Origin of the sequence: Bradyrhizobium lablabi, assembly GCF_001440475.1 — a bacterium.
In the GTDB taxonomy this organism is placed as follows: Bacteria; Pseudomonadota; Alphaproteobacteria; order Rhizobiales; family Xanthobacteraceae; genus Bradyrhizobium; species Bradyrhizobium lablabi.
The window spans coordinates 123,837-144,583 of the sequence record NZ_LLYB01000043.1 but is presented as its reverse complement, the minus strand read 5'-3'; the positions used below and the strand labels follow the sequence as shown (position 1 = coordinate 144,583).

Annotated in this window: 20 protein-coding genes; 9 read left to right on the top strand and 11 right to left on the bottom strand. The window is 63.6% G+C overall.

From position 1 onward, the window contains the following. The first annotated feature begins 23 nt into the window (after positions 1-23). Both CQ14_RS05475 and CQ14_RS05470 read left to right on the top strand, forming a co-directional pair. The gene (locus CQ14_RS05475) at positions 24-1,715 is read left to right on the top strand and encodes an FAD-dependent oxidoreductase (protein WP_156434699.1); all 1,692 of its coding nucleotides are present in this window, start codon (positions 24-26) and stop codon (positions 1,713-1,715) included. Between the two features lie 7 nt (positions 1,716-1,722). Further along, a complete protein-coding gene (locus CQ14_RS05470) occupies positions 1,723-2,601 on the top strand; it encodes a DMT family transporter (RefSeq protein ID WP_057856928.1) in 879 nt (292 codons plus the stop codon). On the opposite strand, the gene CQ14_RS05465 is transcribed toward CQ14_RS05470, so the two are convergent. Then, entirely contained in the window at positions 2,602-3,882 is a 1,281-nt protein-coding gene (locus CQ14_RS05465; protein WP_057856898.1) for an amidohydrolase/deacetylase family metallohydrolase, read from the bottom strand. A gap of 445 nt (positions 3,883-4,327) precedes the next feature. Between CQ14_RS05465 and CQ14_RS05460 the strand changes: the two genes are divergently transcribed. Continuing rightward, positions 4,328-4,552 carry a hypothetical protein gene (locus tag CQ14_RS05460; RefSeq protein ID WP_057856897.1) on the top strand — a complete coding sequence of 75 codons (225 nt, stop codon included), beginning with the start codon at positions 4,328-4,330 and terminating at the stop codon, positions 4,550-4,552. A gap of 166 nt (positions 4,553-4,718) precedes the next feature. On the opposite strand, the gene CQ14_RS05455 is transcribed toward CQ14_RS05460, so the two are convergent. After that, the gene (locus CQ14_RS05455) at positions 4,719-5,891 is read right to left on the bottom strand and encodes a thiolase family protein (RefSeq protein WP_057856896.1); all 1,173 of its coding nucleotides are present in this window, start codon (positions 5,889-5,891) and stop codon (positions 4,719-4,721) included. Positions 5,892-5,990: 99 nt separating this feature from the next. Beyond that, positions 5,991-6,809, bottom strand: coding sequence for an aldo/keto reductase (locus tag CQ14_RS05450; protein WP_057856895.1), 819 nt, complete (start codon positions 6,807-6,809; stop codon positions 5,991-5,993). A gap of 131 nt (positions 6,810-6,940) precedes the next feature. Here CQ14_RS05450 and CQ14_RS47520 point away from each other — a divergent pair, with 131 nt between their 5' ends. Continuing rightward, complete coding sequence (locus CQ14_RS47520; protein WP_283807193.1) at positions 6,941-7,069, top strand: hypothetical protein; 129 nt, start codon at positions 6,941-6,943, stop codon at positions 7,067-7,069. Positions 7,070-7,094: 25 nt separating this feature from the next. On the opposite strand, the gene CQ14_RS05445 is transcribed toward CQ14_RS47520, so the two are convergent. The 6 genes from CQ14_RS05445 to CQ14_RS05420 form a co-directional block, all read right to left on the bottom strand. Next, positions 7,095-8,078, bottom strand: a complete 984-nt coding sequence (locus tag CQ14_RS05445; RefSeq protein WP_057856894.1) for a tripartite tricarboxylate transporter substrate-binding protein — start codon at positions 8,076-8,078, stop codon at positions 7,095-7,097. Between the two features lie 27 nt (positions 8,079-8,105). Further along, entirely contained in the window at positions 8,106-9,122 is a 1,017-nt protein-coding gene (locus CQ14_RS05440; RefSeq protein ID WP_057856893.1) for a Gfo/Idh/MocA family protein, read from the bottom strand. Between the two features lie 21 nt (positions 9,123-9,143). Beyond that, positions 9,144-9,584 (bottom strand): GlcG/HbpS family heme-binding protein, encoded by a 441-nt coding sequence (locus CQ14_RS05435; protein ID WP_057856892.1) that lies wholly within the window; start codon positions 9,582-9,584, stop codon positions 9,144-9,146. A 192-nt stretch (positions 9,585-9,776) separates the two neighbouring features. Then, positions 9,777-11,357, bottom strand: coding sequence for an alkaline phosphatase D family protein (locus CQ14_RS05430; RefSeq protein WP_057856891.1), 1,581 nt, complete (start codon positions 11,355-11,357; stop codon positions 9,777-9,779). Between the two features lie 204 nt (positions 11,358-11,561). Beyond that, positions 11,562-11,960, bottom strand: a complete 399-nt coding sequence (locus tag CQ14_RS05425; protein ID WP_057856890.1) for a hypothetical protein — start codon at positions 11,958-11,960, stop codon at positions 11,562-11,564. Between the two features lie 145 nt (positions 11,961-12,105). Beyond that, positions 12,106-15,579, bottom strand: coding sequence for an indolepyruvate ferredoxin oxidoreductase family protein (locus CQ14_RS05420; RefSeq protein ID WP_057856889.1), 3,474 nt, complete (start codon positions 15,577-15,579; stop codon positions 12,106-12,108). A 189-nt stretch (positions 15,580-15,768) separates the two neighbouring features. On the opposite strand from CQ14_RS05420, the gene CQ14_RS05415 reads away from it, so the two are divergent. The 5 genes from CQ14_RS05415 to CQ14_RS05395 all read left to right on the top strand — a co-directional run bounded on the left by CQ14_RS05415 (position 15,769) and on the right by CQ14_RS05395 (position 19,834). Further along, positions 15,769-16,710: a hotdog family protein gene (locus CQ14_RS05415; protein WP_057856888.1), complete on the top strand. Its 942-nt coding sequence runs from the start codon at positions 15,769-15,771 to the stop codon at positions 16,708-16,710. 40 nt (positions 16,711-16,750) lie between these two features. Then, on the top strand, positions 16,751-17,305 hold the full coding sequence (locus tag CQ14_RS05410; protein WP_057856887.1) for a carboxymuconolactone decarboxylase family protein: 555 nt from the start codon (positions 16,751-16,753) through the stop codon (positions 17,303-17,305). Continuing rightward, a complete protein-coding gene (locus tag CQ14_RS05405) occupies positions 17,306-18,106 on the top strand; it encodes an SDR family NAD(P)-dependent oxidoreductase (protein ID WP_057856886.1) in 801 nt (266 codons plus the stop codon). 450 nt (positions 18,107-18,556) lie between these two features. Further along, the gene (locus CQ14_RS05400) at positions 18,557-18,781 is read left to right on the top strand and encodes a hypothetical protein (RefSeq protein WP_057856885.1); all 225 of its coding nucleotides are present in this window, start codon (positions 18,557-18,559) and stop codon (positions 18,779-18,781) included. A 219-nt stretch (positions 18,782-19,000) separates the two neighbouring features. Then, positions 19,001-19,834, top strand: a complete 834-nt coding sequence (locus CQ14_RS05395; RefSeq protein ID WP_245320205.1) for an EamA family transporter — start codon at positions 19,001-19,003, stop codon at positions 19,832-19,834. Positions 19,835-19,947: 113 nt separating this feature from the next. Here the strand turns inward: CQ14_RS05395 and CQ14_RS05390 are convergent, their stop codons facing one another. Together CQ14_RS05390 and CQ14_RS45710 are read right to left on the bottom strand one after the other, a co-directional pair. Then, a complete protein-coding gene (locus CQ14_RS05390; protein WP_057856884.1) occupies positions 19,948-20,331 on the bottom strand; it encodes a cupin domain-containing protein in 384 nt (127 codons plus the stop codon). Positions 20,332-20,349: 18 nt separating this feature from the next. Then, the coding region (locus tag CQ14_RS45710) for an SDR family oxidoreductase (protein ID WP_245320204.1) at positions 20,350-20,747 on the bottom strand (398 nt) is incomplete at its 5' end.

Here is a 20,747-nt window from a genome sequence, read left to right as displayed (position 1 = left end):
GATGATCTCTTTGGCGCGCAGTAATGCATGATCGTCCCAGCGCAGCAAGCGAGAAGGCAGCATTCGACATGGTGAAGACAAGCGTTCTCGTGGTCGGCGGCGGTCCTGTCGGACTCAGCCTAGCCATGGACCTCGCATCGCGGGGAATTTCCGTCACTGTTGTGGAAACGCGCGCGGCCGGCGAGCCGCCGAGCGTGAAGTGCAACCATGTCTCGTCACGCTCGATGGAGATTTTTCGCAGGCTGGGTGTGGCGCGGAAGCTGCGCGACACCGGTTTGCCGGCCGACTACCCCAACGATTGCTCGTACCGCACCACGGCAACCGGCATCGAGCTGTCGCGCATCCTCATTCCCTGCCGCCGCGATCGCTACACCGCAACAAGCGGACCGGATACCGGCTGGCCGACAGCCGAGCCGCCGCACCGTATCAATCAGATCTATATGGAACCGGTGCTGTTCGCCCACGCCGCTTCCATCGAGGGACTGCAAATTCTGAACCGCACCGCGTTCGAGGATTTTCGCCAAGACGATGACGGCATCGTCGCGACCGTCCGCAACCTCGACACCGGCAGCGCCTCGCCGATTCACGCCGATTTCATCGTCGGCTGCGACGGCGCGCGTTCGCTGGTTCGCAAGGCCATCGACGCCAATTTGCAGGGCACGCCGATCATCCAGCGCGTGCAATCGACCTATATCCATGCGCCCACTTTGCTCGGCTTGATGGACCAGCCGGCCTGGATGACGCTGTCGCTCAATCCACGGCGCTGCGGCACGGTGGTCGCGATCGACGGCCAGGAGAACTGGCTGATCCACAATCACCTCAACCGCGAGGACGAGACCTTCGACTCCGTCGATCGCGACGCCTCGATCCGTGCCATTCTCGGCGTCGGTCCCGATTTCGAATACGAGATTCTAAGCAAGGAGGACTGGGTCGGCCGCCGCCTCGTCGCCGACCGGTTTCGCAAGGGGCGTGCCTTCATCTGCGGCGACGCCGCGCATCTGTGGATGCCCTATGCCGGCTACGGCATGAACGCGGGGATCGCGGATGCGACCAACCTCGCATGGCTACTCGGCGCCTATCTGCAGGGATGGGCCGACATCAAGATCCTCGATGCCTATGAGGCCGAGCGCCTTCCGATCACCGAACAGGTGTCGCGCTTTGCGATGGAGATGGCCGGCAAGGTGTTGAGCCAGCGCCGCACCGTCCCCGAGGAGATCGAGCAGCCGGGACCCGAAGGTGACGCCGTCCGCAAGCAGGTCGGGCAAGCCGCCTATGATCTGAACGTGCAGCAATATTGCTGCGGTGGCCTAAACTTCGGTTACTTCTACGATCAATCCCCGATCATCGCCTATGACGGCGCCGAGCAGCCGGGTTTTACGATGGCCGATTTCACGCCGTCCTCGACGCCGGGCTGCCGATTGCCATTCGCGAAACTATCCGATGGACGGGTGGTCTATGATGCGCTCGGTCCGGGCTACACGCTGCTGCGCTACGATCCGGATGTCGCGGTGGCGCCATTGGCTGAGGCGATGCGCGCCAACGGCGTACCGTTTGCGGTCGTCGACGTTCCCACATCGCAACCGTTTGGCGACCACAAGCTGATTTTGGCGCGCACCGATCAGCACGTCGCCTGGCGCGGCGACGCCGTGCCTGACGATCCTGCGCCACTTGTCGGCAAACTGCTCGGCCAAAACCTCACCGGCGGTCCGGGCTGATTTGCCGATGGCGGAAGTCCGTTCCCAGCACCGCGCAGGCATTGCGCTTGTCGTCGCCGCCGCGATTGCCTGGAGCACGGCGCCGTTCTTCACGCGGCTGCTGCCCTATGACTCCTGGACCATCCTGTTCTGGCGCGGCTTGTTCGCCAGCGTCATGATCACGGCGATCCTGCTGGTGCTGCAAGGCCGTGCCGGCCTGCGCGATCTGACAAGGATGAGCAAAAGCGGCTGGCTGGTCGCGTCGTTGTCGACATCGGCCATGGTCGCCTTCATCCCCTCGCTGCAACTGACCAGCGTCTCCAATGTGGCCATCATCATCGCGACCGGCCCGTTCGTCACGGCCGCGCTCGCCTGGGCCTGGTCGCGGGAAGTCCCGCATGTCAGAACCATGATTGCGAGTGTCGTGGCGCTCTGCGGTGTCGGCATCATCGTCGGCGGCGCACGCGTCGGCTCCGACATCCTCGGGATAGCGCTTGCCTGCTTCATGACGCTGATGATCGCCGTTATGACGGTCATGGTCCGGCGGCACAAGGACACCTCGATGGTATCAGCCGCTGCGCTGTCGAACTTCCTGGGCAGCATCGTCAGCATTCCCTTTGCCGGCAGCATAGCCGGCGTTGCCGGGAGCGATATCGTGACTCTCGCGATGTTCGGATGCTTTCAGGTCGCGATCGGCCTGACCCTGTTCTTCCTCGGCTCGCGGCTGCTGCCGTCCGGCCAGGCGACCCTGATCTCCACGCTGGAGACGCCGCTGATGCCGTTCTGGATCTGGGTGGGATTTGGCGACGTTCCCACGCTCCGGGTCCTCGCCGGTGGCGCCCTGGTGATGGGCGCCGTCATTGCCGACATCGTCGGCGATATGCGCACGCAGCGGCGGTCAGGCTGACTATCGCACCGCGAACGGCGCCTGGTATGGCCTGCCGAACGGCACGCCGTTGATCACGGTCTGCACGGGTTTGAGCAGCAGTTTGCCCTCGCGCTTGTTGTTGCGGGTGTCGACGAATGAGGTCTGCCCCTCCACCAGGTCCATGATGGCGACGTCGCCGGGCGCACCAATCTGGAGCGTGCCGATCTTCGGCGCGCGGTTGATGATTTTCGCCGGCGTCACCGTCGCCGCCGTCACCACCTGCTCCAATGTCAGGCCGAGCGGGATGAATTTGCTCATGACGTTCGGCAAGTATGGCATGCCGGGCGTGTTGCCGGAGAAGACGTGGATGTCGGAGGAGATCGTATCGGGCGTGCAGCCGCCGGGGATCGCCACTTCAGCTACCGTAAAATCGAAACTGCCGCCGCCATGGCCGACATCGAACATCACGCCGCGCTGCTTGGCGGCGAGCGCCGCCGGCAGCAGTTTTCCATCCTGCACGATGTTGGTGAAGACGCCCGCAATGTTCGGCGCGCCAGAATAGGCGTGCGTCAGCACATCGCCCGGCCGCAGCAGGTCGAGGATTTCCGACATCAATTCCTTGGTCTCGACGCCGCCGATATGCACCATCATCTTGGCTGGCCAGCCGCACATTTCGCAGGCCTTGATGCTGCGCTTCAGCGGCTCCAGCCCGTGCTTGGCGATCACGTTCTCCGACATCCTGACCTTCACGCCGAGCAGAAAATCCGGATTTTCCGCCAGCGCCATCGCGCAAGCTTCCACCTGCGCATAATCGATGTTGTAGAGCTCCGCGACCGGGAAGCCGGACAGACCGTTATTGGCGATGTGGACGAAGGCGTAAATCCGCGCCCGCGACTGCGCCACGATGTAGCGCCGCAGCGCGGCGAGATTGTTGACGCCGGCATCGCCCGCCGAGACGACCGTGGTCGTTGCCTGCGCCTGCACCAGCTCGTCCGCGGGAATGCCGATCGCGGAGCCATAGGGGTAGACGTGGGAATGCAGGTCGATCAGGCCGGGCGTCACCAGTTTGCCTGACGCGTCGATGGTCTTGGCGGCGCGGGCGGCCGGAATCTCGTTCTCGACCGCCTCGATCACGCCCCAGCGGATGCCGATGTCGCGCTTGCCCCTCAGCGACTGGCTGGGATCGAGCACGTCGCCGCCCTTGATCACGAGGTCATACTTGTCGTTCGGCCCCATCGCGGCGTTGGCGCGGCCGGACATGGCGGCAATCGCAGCCGTCCCCGTCAGGCCCAGAAAATCACGGCGTGAAAACCCGGTCATCGCAGCGCTCCCCCTGATATTGTTTTGTCCGATGATGATGCGCCGGGCGTGGACGTTCCGCAAGCAGTGCGTGCATCGCCCACGCGATAGCGGCAATGCCGGCAATCATCCCCGAGTGGGCAGACCGATGCGTTTGCTCGCCAGAGCTCGAACCGATTGTCCACCGGCGGCTACATCCACGTAGGATGGGTAGAGCGAAGCGAAACCAATCACCCACAAACGTTGGCGTTGATGGGCTTCGCGGAGCCTGTCATCCGGGCGCGCGTTCACGCGACCCGGTGGCTCTACCCATCCTACGAAACTGACGACGCCTCATCCAAAAGTTCAACGGCAGAAACACACGGCGCGCGCGTGTCTGAACAAGCGTTCAGAATTCTCTTCAAGTTCCGCAGGAACGTTCCGCGCAATCCGATGTTTTATCTTCGCTCAATTGAGGAGGATTGGAATGAAGAAGCTTGGATACGTTATCGCGGCCCTCGGCGCGCTCGTCATTGCGGCGCCGTCGATTGCAAGCGCGGAGACCGTCGTGATCAAGCGTGGCGGTTACCACGGTCATCACCATCACGGCTATGGCGCGCGTGCTGAATACCGGCACGACCGCGGCTGGCATCGTGGATGGCGGCATGGCCATCACGACAGGGTCGTGGTCATCAAGAAGCATCGCTACTAAGGCCGACACTGAACTGAAGAAACCTGGAGCCCGGTCCACCGGGCTCCAGTCTTTTGTTTGACGCGTTGTCTTCACGCGAACCGGTATCCACTTCGCTCGAAAACGCTATGAACGGAAAATGGCTCCTCGCGGAGCCATTTTCTTTATTGCGTGCTGGCTGCTTAGCTCAGCTGTAGATCTCGAACAGGCCTGCGCCGCCCTGGCCACCACCGATGCACATCGTGACGACGCCCCACTTGGCCTTGCGCCGGCGGCCTTCCTGCAGGATGTGGCCGGTGAGACGCGCACCAGTCATGCCGAAGGGATGGCCGATCGCGATCGAGCCGCCGTTGACGTTGTACTTCTCCGGATCGATGCCGAGCTTGTCGCGCGAATAGAGGCACTGGCTGGCGAAGGCCTCGTTCAGTTCCCAGAGATCGATGTCGTCGATCTTCAGGCCATGGCGCTTCAGGAGCTTGGGCACGGCGTAGATCGGGCCGATACCCATCTCGTCCGGCTCGCAGCCCGCGGAGGCCCAGGCGACGAAGCGGCCCAGCGGGTTGAGCCCGCGCTTCTCGGCGTCCTTGGCTTCCATCAGCACCACAGCGGCGGCGCCGTCGGAGAGCTGGCTGGCGTTGCCGGCGGTGACGAATTTGCCGGGGCCCTTCACGGGCTCGAGCTTGGCAAGGCCTTCAAGGGTGGTTTCGGGCCGGTTGCACTCGTCGCGGTCGACGACATAGTCGACGATCGATTCCGCCTTGGTCGCCTTGTCGACCACCTTCATCTTGGTCTTCATCGGGACGATTTCGTCCTTGAACTTGTTGGCCTGCTGCGCGGCGGCCATGCGACGCTGCGATTCCAGCGAATACTCGTCCTGATATTCGCGGCTGAGCTTGTAGCGCTCGGCAACGATGTCGGCGGTATCGATCATCGCCATGAAGATGTCGGGCGCGACCTTGAGCAGTTCCGGATCGATCGATTCCTTGGGCGAGCCGCCGCCGGGGATCGAGATGCTCTCGACGCCGCCGGCCACGATGCAGTCGGAGCCGTCAGAGCGGATCGAGTTGGCGGCCATTGCGATGGTCTGCAGGCCCGACGAGCAGAAGCGATTGACCGAGACGCCGGCGGTCGAATTCGGCAGGCCCGCGAGCAGCGCGGCCTGGCGGCCGATATTGGGCGCGCCATGCGCGCAATTGCCGAGATAGCAGTCCTCGACATATTCCTTGTCGACGCCGGCGCGGTCCACCGCGTGCTTGATGGCATGGGCCGCCAGCGACATCGGCGGGGTGATGTTGAACCCGCCGCGGCCGGACTTTGCCAGCCCCGTACGTGCATAGGAAACGATGACAGCTTCACGCATTGAAAGACCTCCCTTTGATGCGATCCAGTATGGACTGGAGCCGCGCCCGTGTGTAGCGAAAACCCGAATTCCGGCCAGCGGAAAAGGCAAGAACCGGCATCAATCCCAGGCCGGCGCATAGCCGGGATTTACACACCGTTTGTCTTTCGGCAAGCCCGCGATCGCTTTCCGGTCAGCGTCGTCGAGCCTCAGCTTCAGCGCGTCGAGATTGGCTTGTTGGCTCTCGCTGCGCGACGCCTTCGGGATCGCAGCAACACCATCCTGATCGAGCAGCCATTTCAGCGCCACCTGGGCCGCGCTGGCGTTGTGCTTGCGGCCGATCGCGGCAAGCGCCGCGTCGGAAGCCGCAAAGCCCTTGGCCAGCGGCGAATAGGCGATCAGCGGTATTGATTTCGCAGTGAGAAATTGGCGAAGCCGCGTCTGATCCAGCATCACATGGTATTCGACCTGATTGCAGGCGATCGGCGCCCCGATCTCCTCGATCACCGTCTTGACGAGCGCAATGTTGAAATTGGCGACGCCGATGGCGCGGGTGCGGCCTTCCTCCTTCAGCCGCATCAGCGTTTCGAAGATCTCGGGCAGGTTCATATTGGGCGCCGGCCAGTGCACCAGATAGAGGTCGACATGGTCGAGCCGGAGTTTCTTCAAGGAAGTATCGAACGCCCGGCGGAGCGCATCCGGCGCCAGGTTTTCGTTCCAGACTTTTGTGGTGACATGCAGGTCCTTGCGGGGAACGCGCGAGGCTGCAATCGCGGCACCCACGGCCTCCTCATTGTCATACATCTCGGCGGTGTCGAGATGCCGGTAGCCCAACGCCAGCCCGCCCTCCACGGCCGCGCGGCAGGCATCGCCCTGCATGCGAAAGGTGCCGAGACCAAGCTTCGGCAGGCTGATACCCTGGGTTTGCAGATGTTCCATGATGGCTCTCCCGGAAAGGAAAAAGCACCGCGTGCCAAGCCAAGCCGCCTCAACGGTATTTCATTGAGGGGAATAGGCCGCTATTGAATAGTTTGCGCGCAGGGCGCGGGGCAATCAAGATCAGGGGTGCGATGGTAAGAGCGTTGCGACAATGGCTGGAAACCCATGAACTGCCTGCGATCATCGCCGCCGTACTCGGCGTGGTCGTGGCGCTCTCGGTACTGATGGTGGTGGGCGGCTATCTCGCGGTGACGCCCTGAGCCCACTTCACGTGGCGCACTAACCTCATTTCCCCGTTCCGGCCGCAGCGAGAATGGGTGACCAGCGCGCGATCTCGGAGCGAACAAACCGGTCGAAGGTAGCCGGGTTGCGTTCGTCCTTGGCCGGGATCGAACCGCCGAGTTGGGCAATCCGTTCGCGCACAGTGGCCTCATCAAGCGCCTTGTCGAGCGCATCGGAAAGGCGGGCTATGATTTCAGGCGGAACGCCTTTCGGTGCAAACAGTCCGGCCCAGACGCTCATCTGATAGCCGATGCCCGCTTCGCCGGCGGTCGGAACATTCGGCAGGTTTTCGAGTCGTTTCGCAGCCGAGACCGCGAAGGCCTTGACCGAGCCGGCCAGAACCGACTCCGCCACGCTGACCGACTGCTCGCACATGAAATCGACGTGCCCACCGACCAGATCATTCAACGCCGGGCCTGAGCCGCGATAGGCGACGAGCGCCGGTTTCACGCCGATTTCCGCGGTGAACAGCAGACACGCCATATGCGAGGACGCGCCGATGCCGCCATGGGCCTGCTTCACCGCATCACCCCGTTGCCGGAGGGTTGCGACAAATTCTTTCAGGTCGTTGGCCGGAAAATCCTTCCGCGCGATGACGACTGCCGGGGAATGGGCCGTGAACCCGATGGGCACGAAATCGGTAACCGGATCGTATTTGAGGTTCGGCGTCAGCACCGGAGCTGCGACATGCGAGCCCATCGCCGCGGCAAGCAGGGTGTAGCCATCAGGCGCGGCAGCAGCGACGCGGGCGCTGCCGACCGTGCCGCCGGCTCCGCTGACATTCTCGATGACGATGGACTGCCCGAGGATCTTCGACATCTGGTTGGTGACGATGCGCGCCACCACGTCGCTGGCGCCGCCGGGCGGGAATGGCACGATCACCGTGATCGCCCTGGAGGGATAGTCCTGCGCGTGCGACGGCCCGGTAATGCCGACGAACAGCACCGCGACCAAACAGGCTTTCCAGACGCTCGTACCGGGTTTCACGCGCGCTCCTATCCTGCTGCTGCGCCGTCACAATCTTCCGTCACCATTCAGTATTTCCGCGACCTCGACCAAACGCCCTTCGCGCGCCGAAACAATGCCGGCGCGCACCACGGCGAGCGATCGCGTCGCCTCCTCGCCCCCGACTTCGTGCTGGCGCTGCCCGCGCGCCGCCGCGGCGAACTCCTCGAGTTCCTCGACAAGGGTATCATTGCTTTCGCAAGGCACCGCGACCGGGCGGCTTTCGCCGCGCTTGAGCAGCCGCAGCCCATTGTGCAGGTCGTAGAACGCCGTCATCTCCTTGCCGTAGACATTCATCAGGTAATATTCGGACGCCGAGGCGTAGCTTGCGTTCAGCGTCGAGAGTGCGCCGTTCTCATGCTGCAGGATCAGGCTTGCGACGTCAGGATTGTCGCCGGGCAGCACCAGTTGCGCCGACTGCGCGCGCACCGCATGGATCGACCCGATCAGATAGGCGAGCACGTCGATGTAGTGGATCCCGATCTGCAGCATCACGCCACCCGGCATGCCCGCGGCCTGGTAGCGCCAGGAGGTGAGATCGATCTTGCCGAGGCGGTCGCGGCTGATATTCGCCTCGGCGTTGACGAGCTTGCCGAACCGACCGGCTTCGATCTGCTGCCTGAGGTAGCGGAAATGGCTCTCGCGCCGCCGCTGATAGCCGAGCGCCAGCACCACGCCGGCCTTGCGGCAGGCCTCGGTGATGGCGCGGCCATCCGAGATGCTGTTGGCGATCGGCTTGTCGAGAAAGACGTGCTTGCCGGCGGCTGCGGCCGCGCGGGTCGTCGCCAGATGCACATCATTCGGCGTCGTGTTGATGATCGCCTCGATCTCGGCATCTTCAAGCAGCGCCTCGTAGCTCTCGGCCGGCCGGCAGCGGTACTTTACCGCGAAGCTTTTGCGCTTTTCATCGGAGCGGGTGTAGCAGGCGCGGATCTCGAGCTTGCCCGAGCGCTGGATGGCATCCGCCAGAACGTCGGACCACCATCCCATCCCGACACAGGCCACGCGGAGCGGATCGGCACTCATCCCTTTGCCCTCGTTACGATGTCATTCCCATTTCGCGCCGATCGACTCGACGGCCGTCCTGGCGATCCGCAAATCGGTCTCCCAGTCACCGCCGCTCACGCCGACGCCACCGATACATTCGCGATCGACCAGCACCGGCACGCCGCCTTCCATCGCGGTCCACCGTTCCGGTCCGGCCGCGAGCGCAAGCCCGATCGCGTGGGCCACGTCGAGGTCCTGGCCGGCCGCGCCCTTGGCCGTGGTCGGGCGCCGGTTCGATGCGGCGCAAACCGCCTTGGTGGTGCAGGAGTGCACGGTATGGAAGCGGCCGCCGTCCATGCGTTCGATCAGGATCACATGCCCGCCGGCATCGACGATGGCGCAGCAGATCGCGATCTTGGCCTGGCCGGCCAATTCCAGCGCCGTCGCCATGATCATCTTCGCGCCCTGATGCGTCAGGCGCTTGCTCTCGGCGACAAACATGGCAGGGCTCCGGTCGGGAGGGACAGGCGAATTGTGCGCCAACGCAATGCCTCCTTCAAGAAACCACACGCAATTTCGAGTTGTTTTTTTAGCCAACGTGTCGACAGAGCGACAGAGCCTCGCCGAACTATGCGGCGCGAACATGGAAGTCGCCCGGGGAATTCCGTGCCGACCGTCTCCCGATCGAAGGCGTCAGATGTGCTGCGCCATGATCTGGCCCGGCCGCGCATCCGGGCGGGGTTCGATATCGACCGACCAGAGGTCGCGATTGTCGACATCCTTTAGCGTCACGGTCATCACCTCGGTCTTGCCGTCGATATCGACGCGGCCGAAGAATTGCATCCCGAAGCACGGCGCGAGGTTTTCGCCGCTGCAGCCCTTCTGGAACATCGCTTTCGGCCCGAACGTATTGTCGAGCGGGGCCGGCGCCCAGGTGCCGGCATGCAGCGGGCCGGAGACGAACTCCCAGAATGGCTCGAAATCCTGAAAGGCGGCGCGGTTCGGATCGTAATGGTGCGCTGCCGTGTAATGCATGTCGGCGGTCAGCCACACAACGTTTCGGATGCCGGCGCGCTTCAAGAACGAGAGCAGGTCGGCGATCTCATGCTCGCGCCGCTCCGGCGGCCCGTCACCGAGCGCGATCGCGTCCTCGCTGATCAGGCCGATCGGCATATCGGCGGCAATCACCTTCCAGGTGGCGTCGGATGACACCAGCTCGCGCTTCAGCCAGGCCAGTTGCGCCGGGCCGAGGATACAGGTGTCGCTGCGGTCGTCGCGCTTGTTGAAGGTGGAATCGCGGTAACTGCGCATGTCGATCATGAAGACGTCGAGCAGCGGACCGTAGCTGATCTTGCGATAGATGCGGCCGTCCTCCTGCGCAGGTCGCGCGCGCATCGGCATGAATTCATGGAAGGCGCGGCGCGCCCGCGCCACCAGCAGCGAGGAGCCGTCCTCGGCATAGCCGGTCTCGTCGGCGGTGCCGACGGGGGCCCAGTCGTTGGTGACCTCGTGATCGTCCCATTGCGCGAACAGGGGCACGGCGGCATGGAAGGCGTGAAAGTTTGGATCGAGCCAGTTGTATTTGTAGTTGCCGCGAAACTCCGCCAGCGTTTGGGCGACGACGGACTTTTCCTCGGTGACGATGTTCCGCCACACTCCGCCGTCGGGCAGCTTCAATTCCCGCTCCACCGGGCAGTCCGCATAGATGTGGTCGCCGGAATGGATGAAGAAGTCGGGACGATTGTCGAGCATCGTCCGGTAAGTCCGCATTCCGCCACGGCTTTCGTCGATGCCCCAGCCCTGCCCCGTCGTGTCGCCCGACCAGGCGAACGATACGTTGCTCCGTGTCGCGGGCGCGGTGCGAAAGTGCCCGACCTGCGTTTCGCCGGCGAGCCCGCGTTCGTCGATGCTTTCGAACCGCACGCGATAGAAAATATCCTGCCCCGATGGCAGGCCGCCCAGCAGAACCTTCGAGGTGAAATCGCTCGCCGGCAATGCATCGGCCGAAGCCGAGCCAATGATGGTCTTGAAGTCTTCGCCCGCCGAACACTCGACCAGCATGCGCGATGGCCGGTCGGCGCGGGCCCAGATCACCGCGGAGTCAGCCGAGACGTCCCCCGACTGAATGCCGCTGGTGATAAGTGGCCGATCGGCGGCGCGGCTGAGATAGGGTCTGGCGAGGCTGCCGAGACCGGCGACGGCACATGTTGCGGCGGAGCGGACCAATAATTGACGCCGGTTCAGGCTTTGCCCGGCGTGGATCGCAATCGGCATCGAAGCACCCTCGTCGAATCACGACGAAGGTGTGCCCGTTGAATTTGACTCGCGGCTGAAGCTTTTACGACAGGTGGATGACGTGATGGGCGAGGATGCCGTCATTGCGAGCGAAGCGAAGCAATCCATCGGGCCGCAAGGGAAGAATGGATTGCTTCGTCGCGTTGCTCCTCGCAATGACGAACTCTGCGGGATCTACTGCAACTAATTCTGCCAGCCACAGATGCCGCCCGACCTGCACGGCCAGGTCTGGATCCGCGTGTCGCGCGCCTGCGCTTCGAGCGGGTTGCTATGGCGGCGCGCAAGCTGGGCACGGACCGCACCGCGCGGCTTCTCCACACGCTCCTGCACAACATGCGCCTTGCGCTCCGGAGTTTTACGGACAACCACGCGCTCCGTCTTCACCGGCTTGCGATCGGTCCGGGCTTCGATTCTAACCGGCGCGAATTGCGTCTCGGGGCCGAGCCGCTTCGGCGAGAGCACGGCTTGGGGGAGATCGAGACCGAGTAGTTCGCCCGCATGATACTCGTCCGCCAGCGCGGCGCTGCCCGATATCAGGAGCCCCGTGCAAAGTGCTGCGGCAATAGCATTCTTCAGGACCATCGCAGGCCTCGTGAAACCGACTCAACAAACTGGGGAACAGCCATCATGTAGGAAGCCGGCCGGATAATTCCAGCCGGTTCCGCCCTCAGGGTTACCGGTGAGTGATTTCAGCGGTGGAAAAGTTCACACGCAAGGCGTGCAGCCGCTATTCGGCTGCCTGCGCCACCGGTTGGCCGATCGCGGCTTCCAGCCGCGCGCACTCCGCGCGGTATTTCGCGACATTAGCTTCCTTAATATGGCCGTAGCCGCGAACCAGTTCCGCGGATTTCGCCAGCGCCACCAGACGCGGCCAATCCTGCGGTTTCGCGCTGTCGAGATGGCGGAAGACCATGTCGGAATATTCGCCCGGCAACGCCCGCTCCATCCGGCGTTCAGCCGTGTAGCCGAACGGATCGAGCGCGGTGCCGCGCAGGAACTTGAACCGGGTCAGGATATCGAATACGCGGAAAATCCAGCTACCGAACTCGCGCTTGCGCAGGCGGCCCGTGACCTTGTCGCGCGACGCGAGCAACGGCGGCGCGAGGCTGACCTTGACGCCCTCCTCGCCGTCGAACTGCGCCTTCAACGCTTTTGCGAACTCGCCGTCGGAATAGAGCCGGGCGACTTCATATTCGTCCTTGTAAGCCATCAGCTTGAACAAGCCTTTGGCGAAGGCTTCCGTCAGCTCATGCGAACCGGGCGCAGTCTTGGCTTCGGCGGCGCGGACGCGTTCGACTTCGGCGAGGTAGCGTTTGGAATAGGCCTCATCCTGATAGTCCGTCAGGAATTTGGCGCGGAAGGCGATGCTCTCCTCGAGCGTCCGCCGGACCGGCGCCGCGCCCGAACTCTTGAAGCGGGCGGCGCTGACGACGCGCTGCAGATCGTGGGCAGCGAGGCGGCCCCAGGAGAACGCCAGCTTGTTCATCTCGATCGCCGCGCCATTCAGGTCGATCGCCTTCATGATCGCTTCCAGCGACAGCGGGATCGCCCCGCGCTGGAACGCAAAGCCGAGCATGAACGCGTTGGTGGCGATGCTGTCGCCCATCAGCGCGGTGGCTAGTCCCGTTGCGTCGAGGATGTCGAGATCGGAGGCGCTGACCGCCTCGTTGAGCGCCTCACGCATCGCCCCGGCCTCGAAATCGATGTCGGGGTTGATGACGAAGCTTGCCGTCGGCAACAGATCGGCATTGACGATCGCGCGCGTGACGCCGCGCTCGGCCCGGCTCAACGAGGGAATGCTGGTGGCGACGACGATATCGCAGCCGAGAATGAGATTGGCGTTACCGGGCGCAATGCGGACGGTGGAGAGATCGTCCGCAACGGGCGCAATGCGGACGTGACTCATGACCGCGCCGTTCTTCTGCGACAGCCCGGTGAAGTCCAGCGTGGAGCACGCCATGCCCTCGACATGCGCGGCCATGCCGAGCAGCGCGCCGATGGTGATGACGCCGGTGCCGCCAATGCCGGTGACCAGGATATTGTAGGGACCGGCGAGCGCCGGGGTAGCGGGCGTCGGCAGATCGGCAAACAGCGCCGATGGATCGGCCGCGGTACGGTCCGCCTTGCGCAGCTTGCCGCCATGCACGGTGACAAAACTCGGGCAAAAGCCCTCGATGCAGGAAAAATCCTTGTTGCAGTTCGACTGGTCGATCCGCCGCTTGCGGCCGAACTCGGTTTCCAGCGGCTGCACCGAGACGCAGTTGGAAACGGAAGAGCAGTCGCCGCAGCCCTCGCAGACGCGCTCGTTGATGAAGATACGCTTCGGCGGATCCGGATAGAGCCCGCGCTTGCGGCGGCGGCGCTTTTCGGCCGCGCAGGTCTGGTCATAGATCAGGACCGTGAGACCCTTGACCTCGCGCAGCTCGCGCTGAACGGCGTCGAGTTCGCGGCGGTGATGAACAGTCGCGTCTGAGGGGAAGTAATTGCTGGGATATTTCTCGGGATCGTCGGAGACGATGGCAAGCCGCTTGGCGCCCTCCGCCGAAACCTGATGGGCGATCTGCGACACCGTCAGCCCGCCCTCGGCCGGCTGGCCGCCGGTCATCGCCACCGCGTCATTATAAAGAATCTTGTAGGTGATGTTGACGCCGGAGGCCGCCGCCGCGCGGATCGCCAGCAGGCCGGAATGGGTATAGGTGCCGTCGCCGAGATTCTGGAAGACGTGCGGCTCGCTGGTGAACGGCGCCTGCCCGATCCAGGTGACGCCCTCCGCGCCCATATGCGAGATCGTCTGCGTCCGGCGGTTCGGCACCGAGAGCGCCATACCGTGACAGCCGATGCCAGCCATCGCGCGGCTGCCTTCGGGAATCTTGGTTGAGGTGTTGTGCGGGCAACCCGAGCAGAAATACGGCGTGCGCTGCAGCTTTGCCGCGCCAACACCCTCCGCCGGCCGGTCGAAGGCTTCGAGCTTGGCGAGGCGCTGCTCCAGCGCGGGGCTGCGATGGCCGAGCCTGCGCAGCCGCGCGACCACTGCCGCCGCCACCATGGTCGGCGTCAACTCGCCCTCGCTCGGCAGCAGCATGGCGCCGGTCTCGTCGCGCTTGCCGACCACCGAAGGCCGCTTCGAAGCATCGACATTGTAAAGAATGCGAAGAAGCTGGTCCTCGATGAAGCCGCGCTTCTCCTCGACCACGAGCACGTCCTGCAAGCCTTCGGCAAACGCGCGCGCGCCGGATTCCTCCAGCGGCCAGGTCAGCGCCACCTTGTAGATCCGCAGGCCCAGCGCCTGCGCCTCGGCATCGGTAATGCCGAGATCGGCCAGCGCCTGCCGGAGATCGAGATAGGCCTTGCCGGTCGCCATGATGCCGAGCCGCGCGGGTTTTGAATCCAGCACGATCCGGTCGAAGCGATTGACGCGCGCGAATGCCGCGACCGCCTGCATCTTCGGGCCATGCAGCCGCCGCTCCTGCTCCATCGGCGCATCCGGCCAGCGGATCGAGAGACCGCCAGGCGGCATCTCGAAATCGTCAGGCGTGATGATTTTGATGCGGTCGGGATCGCTGACGATCGAGGCCGAGCTTTCCACCGTCTCCGAAATCGCCTTGAAGCCGACCCAGCAGCCGGAATAGCGCGACAGCGCAAAACCCAGAATGCCGAGATCGAGATAATCCTGCAGCGTCGCCGGATTGACCACCGGCATCAGCGCGGCGGCAAACACCTGCTCGCTCTGATGCGCCAGCGTCGAGGACTGGCAGCCATGGTCGTCGCCGGCCAGCGCAATCACGCCACCATTGTTCGACGTGCCCGCCGAGTTGGCGTGCTTGAGCGCATCGACCGAGCGGTCGACGCCGGGACCCTTGCCATACCAGATACCGAACACGCCATCGACCTTGGCGCCGGGGAACATGCCGACCTGCTGGCTGCCCCACACCGCAGTTGCGGCGAGGTCCTCGTTGAGACCAGGCGAGAACTCGATGTCATGCTGCTTGAGGAAGCTTTTGGCGCGCCACAGCGCATGGTCGTACATGCCGAGCGGCGAGCCGCGGTAGCCTGATATGAAACCGGCGGTGTTGAGCCCCTGCGCGCGGTCGCGTTCGCGCTGCAACATGGGAAGGCGGACCAGCGCCTGCGTACCGGAGAGGAAGATTCGCTTCGCATCGAGCCGGTACTTGTCGTCCAGCCCCACTTCCATCAACGCCATTCGTCCGCTCCCCGTCGCGCCGGTGATTTGAACCGGTCTAATTGCGAACAGAATGCACCGGTTTTGCTATGCGTGCCCAGCGTGAATTCATGGCCGCAGGACATATCTCGGCCTGCCTTGTGGATCGGCCCGCCCCTTGCGGGACCTCGCCTTCTTTGAAACGCTTGGGCGTAAAGGGAGACACCAGGGATGACAGAACCGGCATTCAGGACCGAGTTATTGGAGAGCGGCAATCTGCTGGTGGGGCCGTGGCGCAGCCCCAAACAGATGCTCCACGCGCAGGTGTATGACTCGCACGCCTCGATCCACGACGACGCCACCGCGCAAAAACTCGGCTTCCAGGGCGGCACCATCGAGGGCCCGACCCATTTCAGCCAGTTCGCGCCGCTGTGCGAACGGATCTGGGGCCAGGCCTGGTTCGAAACCGGATGCCTGTCCGCGCACTACCGCAACCCCGCCTTCGAGGGCGAGGAAGTTCAGGCCAGTATCGAGAAGCCCAAGCCCGGCCAGACGACTTGCGCGATCGGCATGACCAAGCGCGACGGCACCGAGATCCTGCGTGGCACGGCTTCCGTCGGTGACGTCGCGGAGACGGCGCTTTCCCGGCGGCTCGGTGAACTAAAGCCCCTCGCCGATCCCGTCATCCTCGCCGACCTCGAGGTCGGCATGAAGACGGGACGGCAGACGGTGAAAATGGATTTCGACCAGCACATGGGCGATCTCTACCCGTTTTCGCTGGCCGACAAGCTGAAGGCCATCACCGAACCTTCAGCCTACTATTCGCAGGAGCTCAATCCCTGGGGCCGGGCGATCATTCCGTTCGAGATGCTGAGCGTGCTGTTTCAATACCGCGCCCGCGAAGACCGGCTGCCGGTGCGCGGACCTGCGGTCGGCCTGTTTGCCGATCAGGAAATCCGCCTGCTGCGCGGGCCGCTCTTCGTCGGCGAAAGCTACTCGACCGAACGCGAAGTGGTCGCGCTCAGCGGCAGCCGTCGCACCGAAAGCGTGTGGATGCGCACGACCGTGTTCGCGGCAGATGAGAAACCGGTTGCAACCATGTTGCTGAACATGGCGAGCATCAAGGACTCCTATGCCAAGTATGAGCAGGAGCACAAAGCGCTCTACGGCTAGATGAGGCTGAACCGCTATCGCCAACAAGGACAACAACAAAATGGCTCGCCTGCCCTATCTTGAAGCCGACCAGGTCGCCCCCGAATACCGCGACATGCTCAAGCGCAACACCAATCTGCACAAGCTGTTGGTGAACTCGCCCGACATGGCCCGCGCCTTCAACGGCGTCGGCAACTACATCCGCTTCAAGAGCAAGCTCGATCCGCGCTTGCGTGAACTCGCGATCCTCCAGGTCGGCTGGATGGAGAAATCCGAATACGAGTTCACCCACCATGTGAAGATCGGCAAGGAGTTCGGCGTCACCGATGACGATATCGCCGCGCTGATGGCCGAGACCGAGGGCAAGCCCTCGAAGCTGGAGCCGCTGGCCAAGGTGATCCTGCGTGGCGCCCGCGAGATGGTGCGGGAACTGGCAATGTCGGAGGCGACCTTCGCCGAGATCAAGCAGCAACTTTCCGACGAGGAGATGACCGACCTCGTGCTCACCATCGCCTTCTATTGCGCCGTGGTCCGCGTGCTGGCGACGATGAAGATCGACAACGAATCCTATTACAAAGAGGTACTGCAACAGTACCCGATCCCGGGAGTGGAATGAATGCGTCTGAAAGATCGTGTCGCCATCGTCGTCGGCGCCGGCCAGAGCCCCGGCGAAGGCATCGGCAACGGCCGCGCCACCGCGCTGACCTTCGCGCGCGAAGGCGCCAGGGTGCTTTGCGTCGATCACCATCTGGAATCGGCGCAGGAAACCGTCAACCTGATTGCCGCGAACGGCGGCACCGCGGCAGCGTTCAAGGCCGACGTCACCAGGAACGCCGAGCTCAAGGCGATGGTGGCGGATGCGCAAACGCGCTGGGGCCGCATCGACATCCTGCACAACAATGTCGGCGTCAGCCTGTCCGGCGGCGATGCCGAACTGCTCGAGATTTCCGAAGAAGCGTTCGACCGCTGCGTCGCGATCAATCTGAAGAGCTGCGTGCTTGCCGCGAAGCACGTGATCCCGATCATGCGCCAGCAGAAAAGCGGTGCGATCATCAACATCTCCTCGATGGCGGCGATCACCACCTACCCGTATGTGGCATACAAGGCGACCAAATCAGCGATGATCGCCTTCACTGAACAGCTCGCCTACCAGAACGCCCAATACGGCATCCGCGCCAATGTCATCCTGCCCGGCCTGATGAACACGCCGATGGCCGTCGATACCCGCGCCCGCGAATGGGGGAAGAGCCGCGCCGAAGTCGAGGCCGAGCGCGACAGCAAGGTTCCGCTGCGGCAGAAGATGGGCACCGGCTGGGACGTCGCCAACGCCGCGCTGTTCCTTGCGTCGGATGAAGCGAGCTTCATCACCGGCGTGACACTGCCGGTCGATGGCGGCGCGAGTGTACGGCGCGGATAGAATCGCGGAATCGTAGCAACCATTAACCCTCATGGTGAGGAGGCGCGTAGCGCCGTCTCGAACCATGTGGCCCGGCTGGTGCCATTCATCCTTCGAGACGCGGCTCACGCCGCTCCTCAGGATGAGGTCTGACGGCGCTCGCGTTTGCTCACCCTACCACCGTGAGCTGCATCACGGTATTCGAACCAGCCCCACCGTTTACTTTTCGTTAGTAACCTTCTCCTAAGGGTTGCGGCGATCGGGCGGCCTTTTTGCCGGCCCTGCTCACGCGACCTGTGCCTGCGTATTTTGTTTTGGCCCCCCGCGTGATTCGACGACATCGACCAATTCCAATGACACGATGATGTGACAGCGCATCGTCGCTTGTCGAAATACCGACTCGTTGCGGTCGCACGAATTTCACGTGCGCTCGCTATGAGACGCCACAAGAATTGTGGAAGCCGAGGCACCATGAACGAAGAATTCGACTACGACCTGACGCCGTCCCAGTGGGAAGCCTTGAAGGCATTGCGCACGCCGGCATCAAGATTGCCGCGTATGAGCCGCTACACGATCGACGGCCTGATCGCGCTGGAACTCGCTGTGATGATCGGCGACGCTCCCGTCATCACGGCGAAGGGACGCAAGGTGCTGATTCGCGGTTCGTCGCTGCTGCTGCAGGATCTGGCCGCCTGACCGCGCGGCATTGCGCACCTGCAGCATAAATTCCGCATTGACCGCACCGCATATCGGAGTTCCATCGACTGAGTGGCAACTAGGGTTCCGGATGGCGAAACCGCCATCGCCGGTCCGAGCGTTGCGGAAACCGCGGTAGCACGCGGCTGCACCCGAGGGACAAAAGCCCAGAGGAGGAGATGTCGAGATCTTGTTCGCGCCTGATGGCACGGAGGTCTCATGTCGCTCGTCCCGCTTACACTCGTTGTCCTCGCCGCCTTTATCCACGCCACATGGAATTTACTCGCGAAGCGCGCCGCTGCCGCCGGCGCGGCCTTCGTGTTCGCCTCCAATCTGTTCTCCAGCATCGTCTACCTGCCGTGGATGATCTGGATTCTGCTCTATGACGACCTGACCTGGAACGCGCCTGTCGTCATCTGCATCGTGCTCAGTACGGTCATTCACCTCGCCTACAGCCTGTGCCTGCAGCGCGGCTACCAGGTCGCCGATCTCTCGGTGGTCTATCCGGTCGCGCGCGGCACCGGGCCGATGCTGTCCTCGATCGGCGCGTTCATCCTTTTGCGGGAGACGCCGACCAGCCAGGGCATCGTCGGATTGTTCGCGGTCATTGCCGGCATCGGCCTCATCACCACGCAAGGCGACCTCTCCGCGTTCAAAAAGCCGCGCGGCCTGGACGGCGTGCGCTGGGGCACCGCTACGGGTTCGCTGATCGCGAGTTACACCGTCGTCGACGGATACGGCGTCAAGGTGCTCGGAATCCACCCGGTCGTGCTCGACTGGCTTTCCAATTTGTTGCGCTTCTTCCTGCTGGTGCCGATCGTGATGCGCGACTGGCCGGGGGCGAAGAAAAGGATGCAGGGCCATTGGTGGCTAGCGCTCGGCGTCGGCGCGCTGGCGCCGCTGTCCTACATCCTCGTGCTGTCAGCCATCGAGATGGGCGCGCCGCTGAGCCTCGTCGCGCCCGCGCGCGAGATGTGGATGATGGTGGGAGCAATGTTCGGCATGCTGATCCTCGGCGAGCGGGTCACGGCATGGCGGGTTGCGCGGTGCTGATCGCGGGCGTGGTATTGCTCGGGTCGGCTAGGACGTAGAGGGCGGTGGTTCCGAGCTGAGGCCAGCCTGCCGCCTTAACCTCTCCCCGCAGAAGCGGGGCGAGGCAGGAGTTCTCACACCACCTTCTCCTCATCCGTCACCGGCGACGTAATCACCAGAAATACCAGATCGACCAGTCCCGAATTCGAGATCGCGTGTTCGACGCCGGGCGGCAGGAAGATGAAGTCGTGCTTGCGCACGACGTGATTTTTCCCCGCGATCTCCATCAGCCCCTCGCCTTCGAGCACGTGGTAGATCTGCTCCTGCACCAGATGCTTGTGGCACGCGACATGCGCCATCGGCTGGTACATCGAGATGCGATAGTCGATGTGGCGGGAGCCGGCGGTCTCCGGCATGACAAGCGGTTTTGACAACGCGCCGCCAAAATGATTGGGGAATTCGCGCCACGGCACTTCGGCGATGTTGCGGATGAAGGCGCCGCTCTTCTCTGAGGCCATGATGCTTCCTCCGACAAATCAGATGACCAGCGCGCCGCCGTCGATATAGACGGTCGATCCCGTCGCAAAACCGTTCGTAATAAAACTCAGGATTTGCCGCGCGATATCCTCGCCGACGCCGACGCGGCCGGCCGGTAGCGAAGCCGCAGCTTTCGCCAGCATGTCGCGCCGCGCCTCTTCCGGCATGGCGGCACGGATCGGCGTGTCGACGATGCCGGGCGAGATACAGTTCACGCGCACCGGCGCCAATTCAAGCGCAAGCGCCCGCGAAAGCGATTCCAGCGCGCCATTGGCGGCGCTGACGATCGCCGAATTCGGCCGCGGACGGACGCTGAGGAATCCCGACACCAGCGTCAGCGATCCGCCGGCGCGGATTTCGGCCTCGCGCGCAACCCGCCACGCGCCCCAGAACTTGC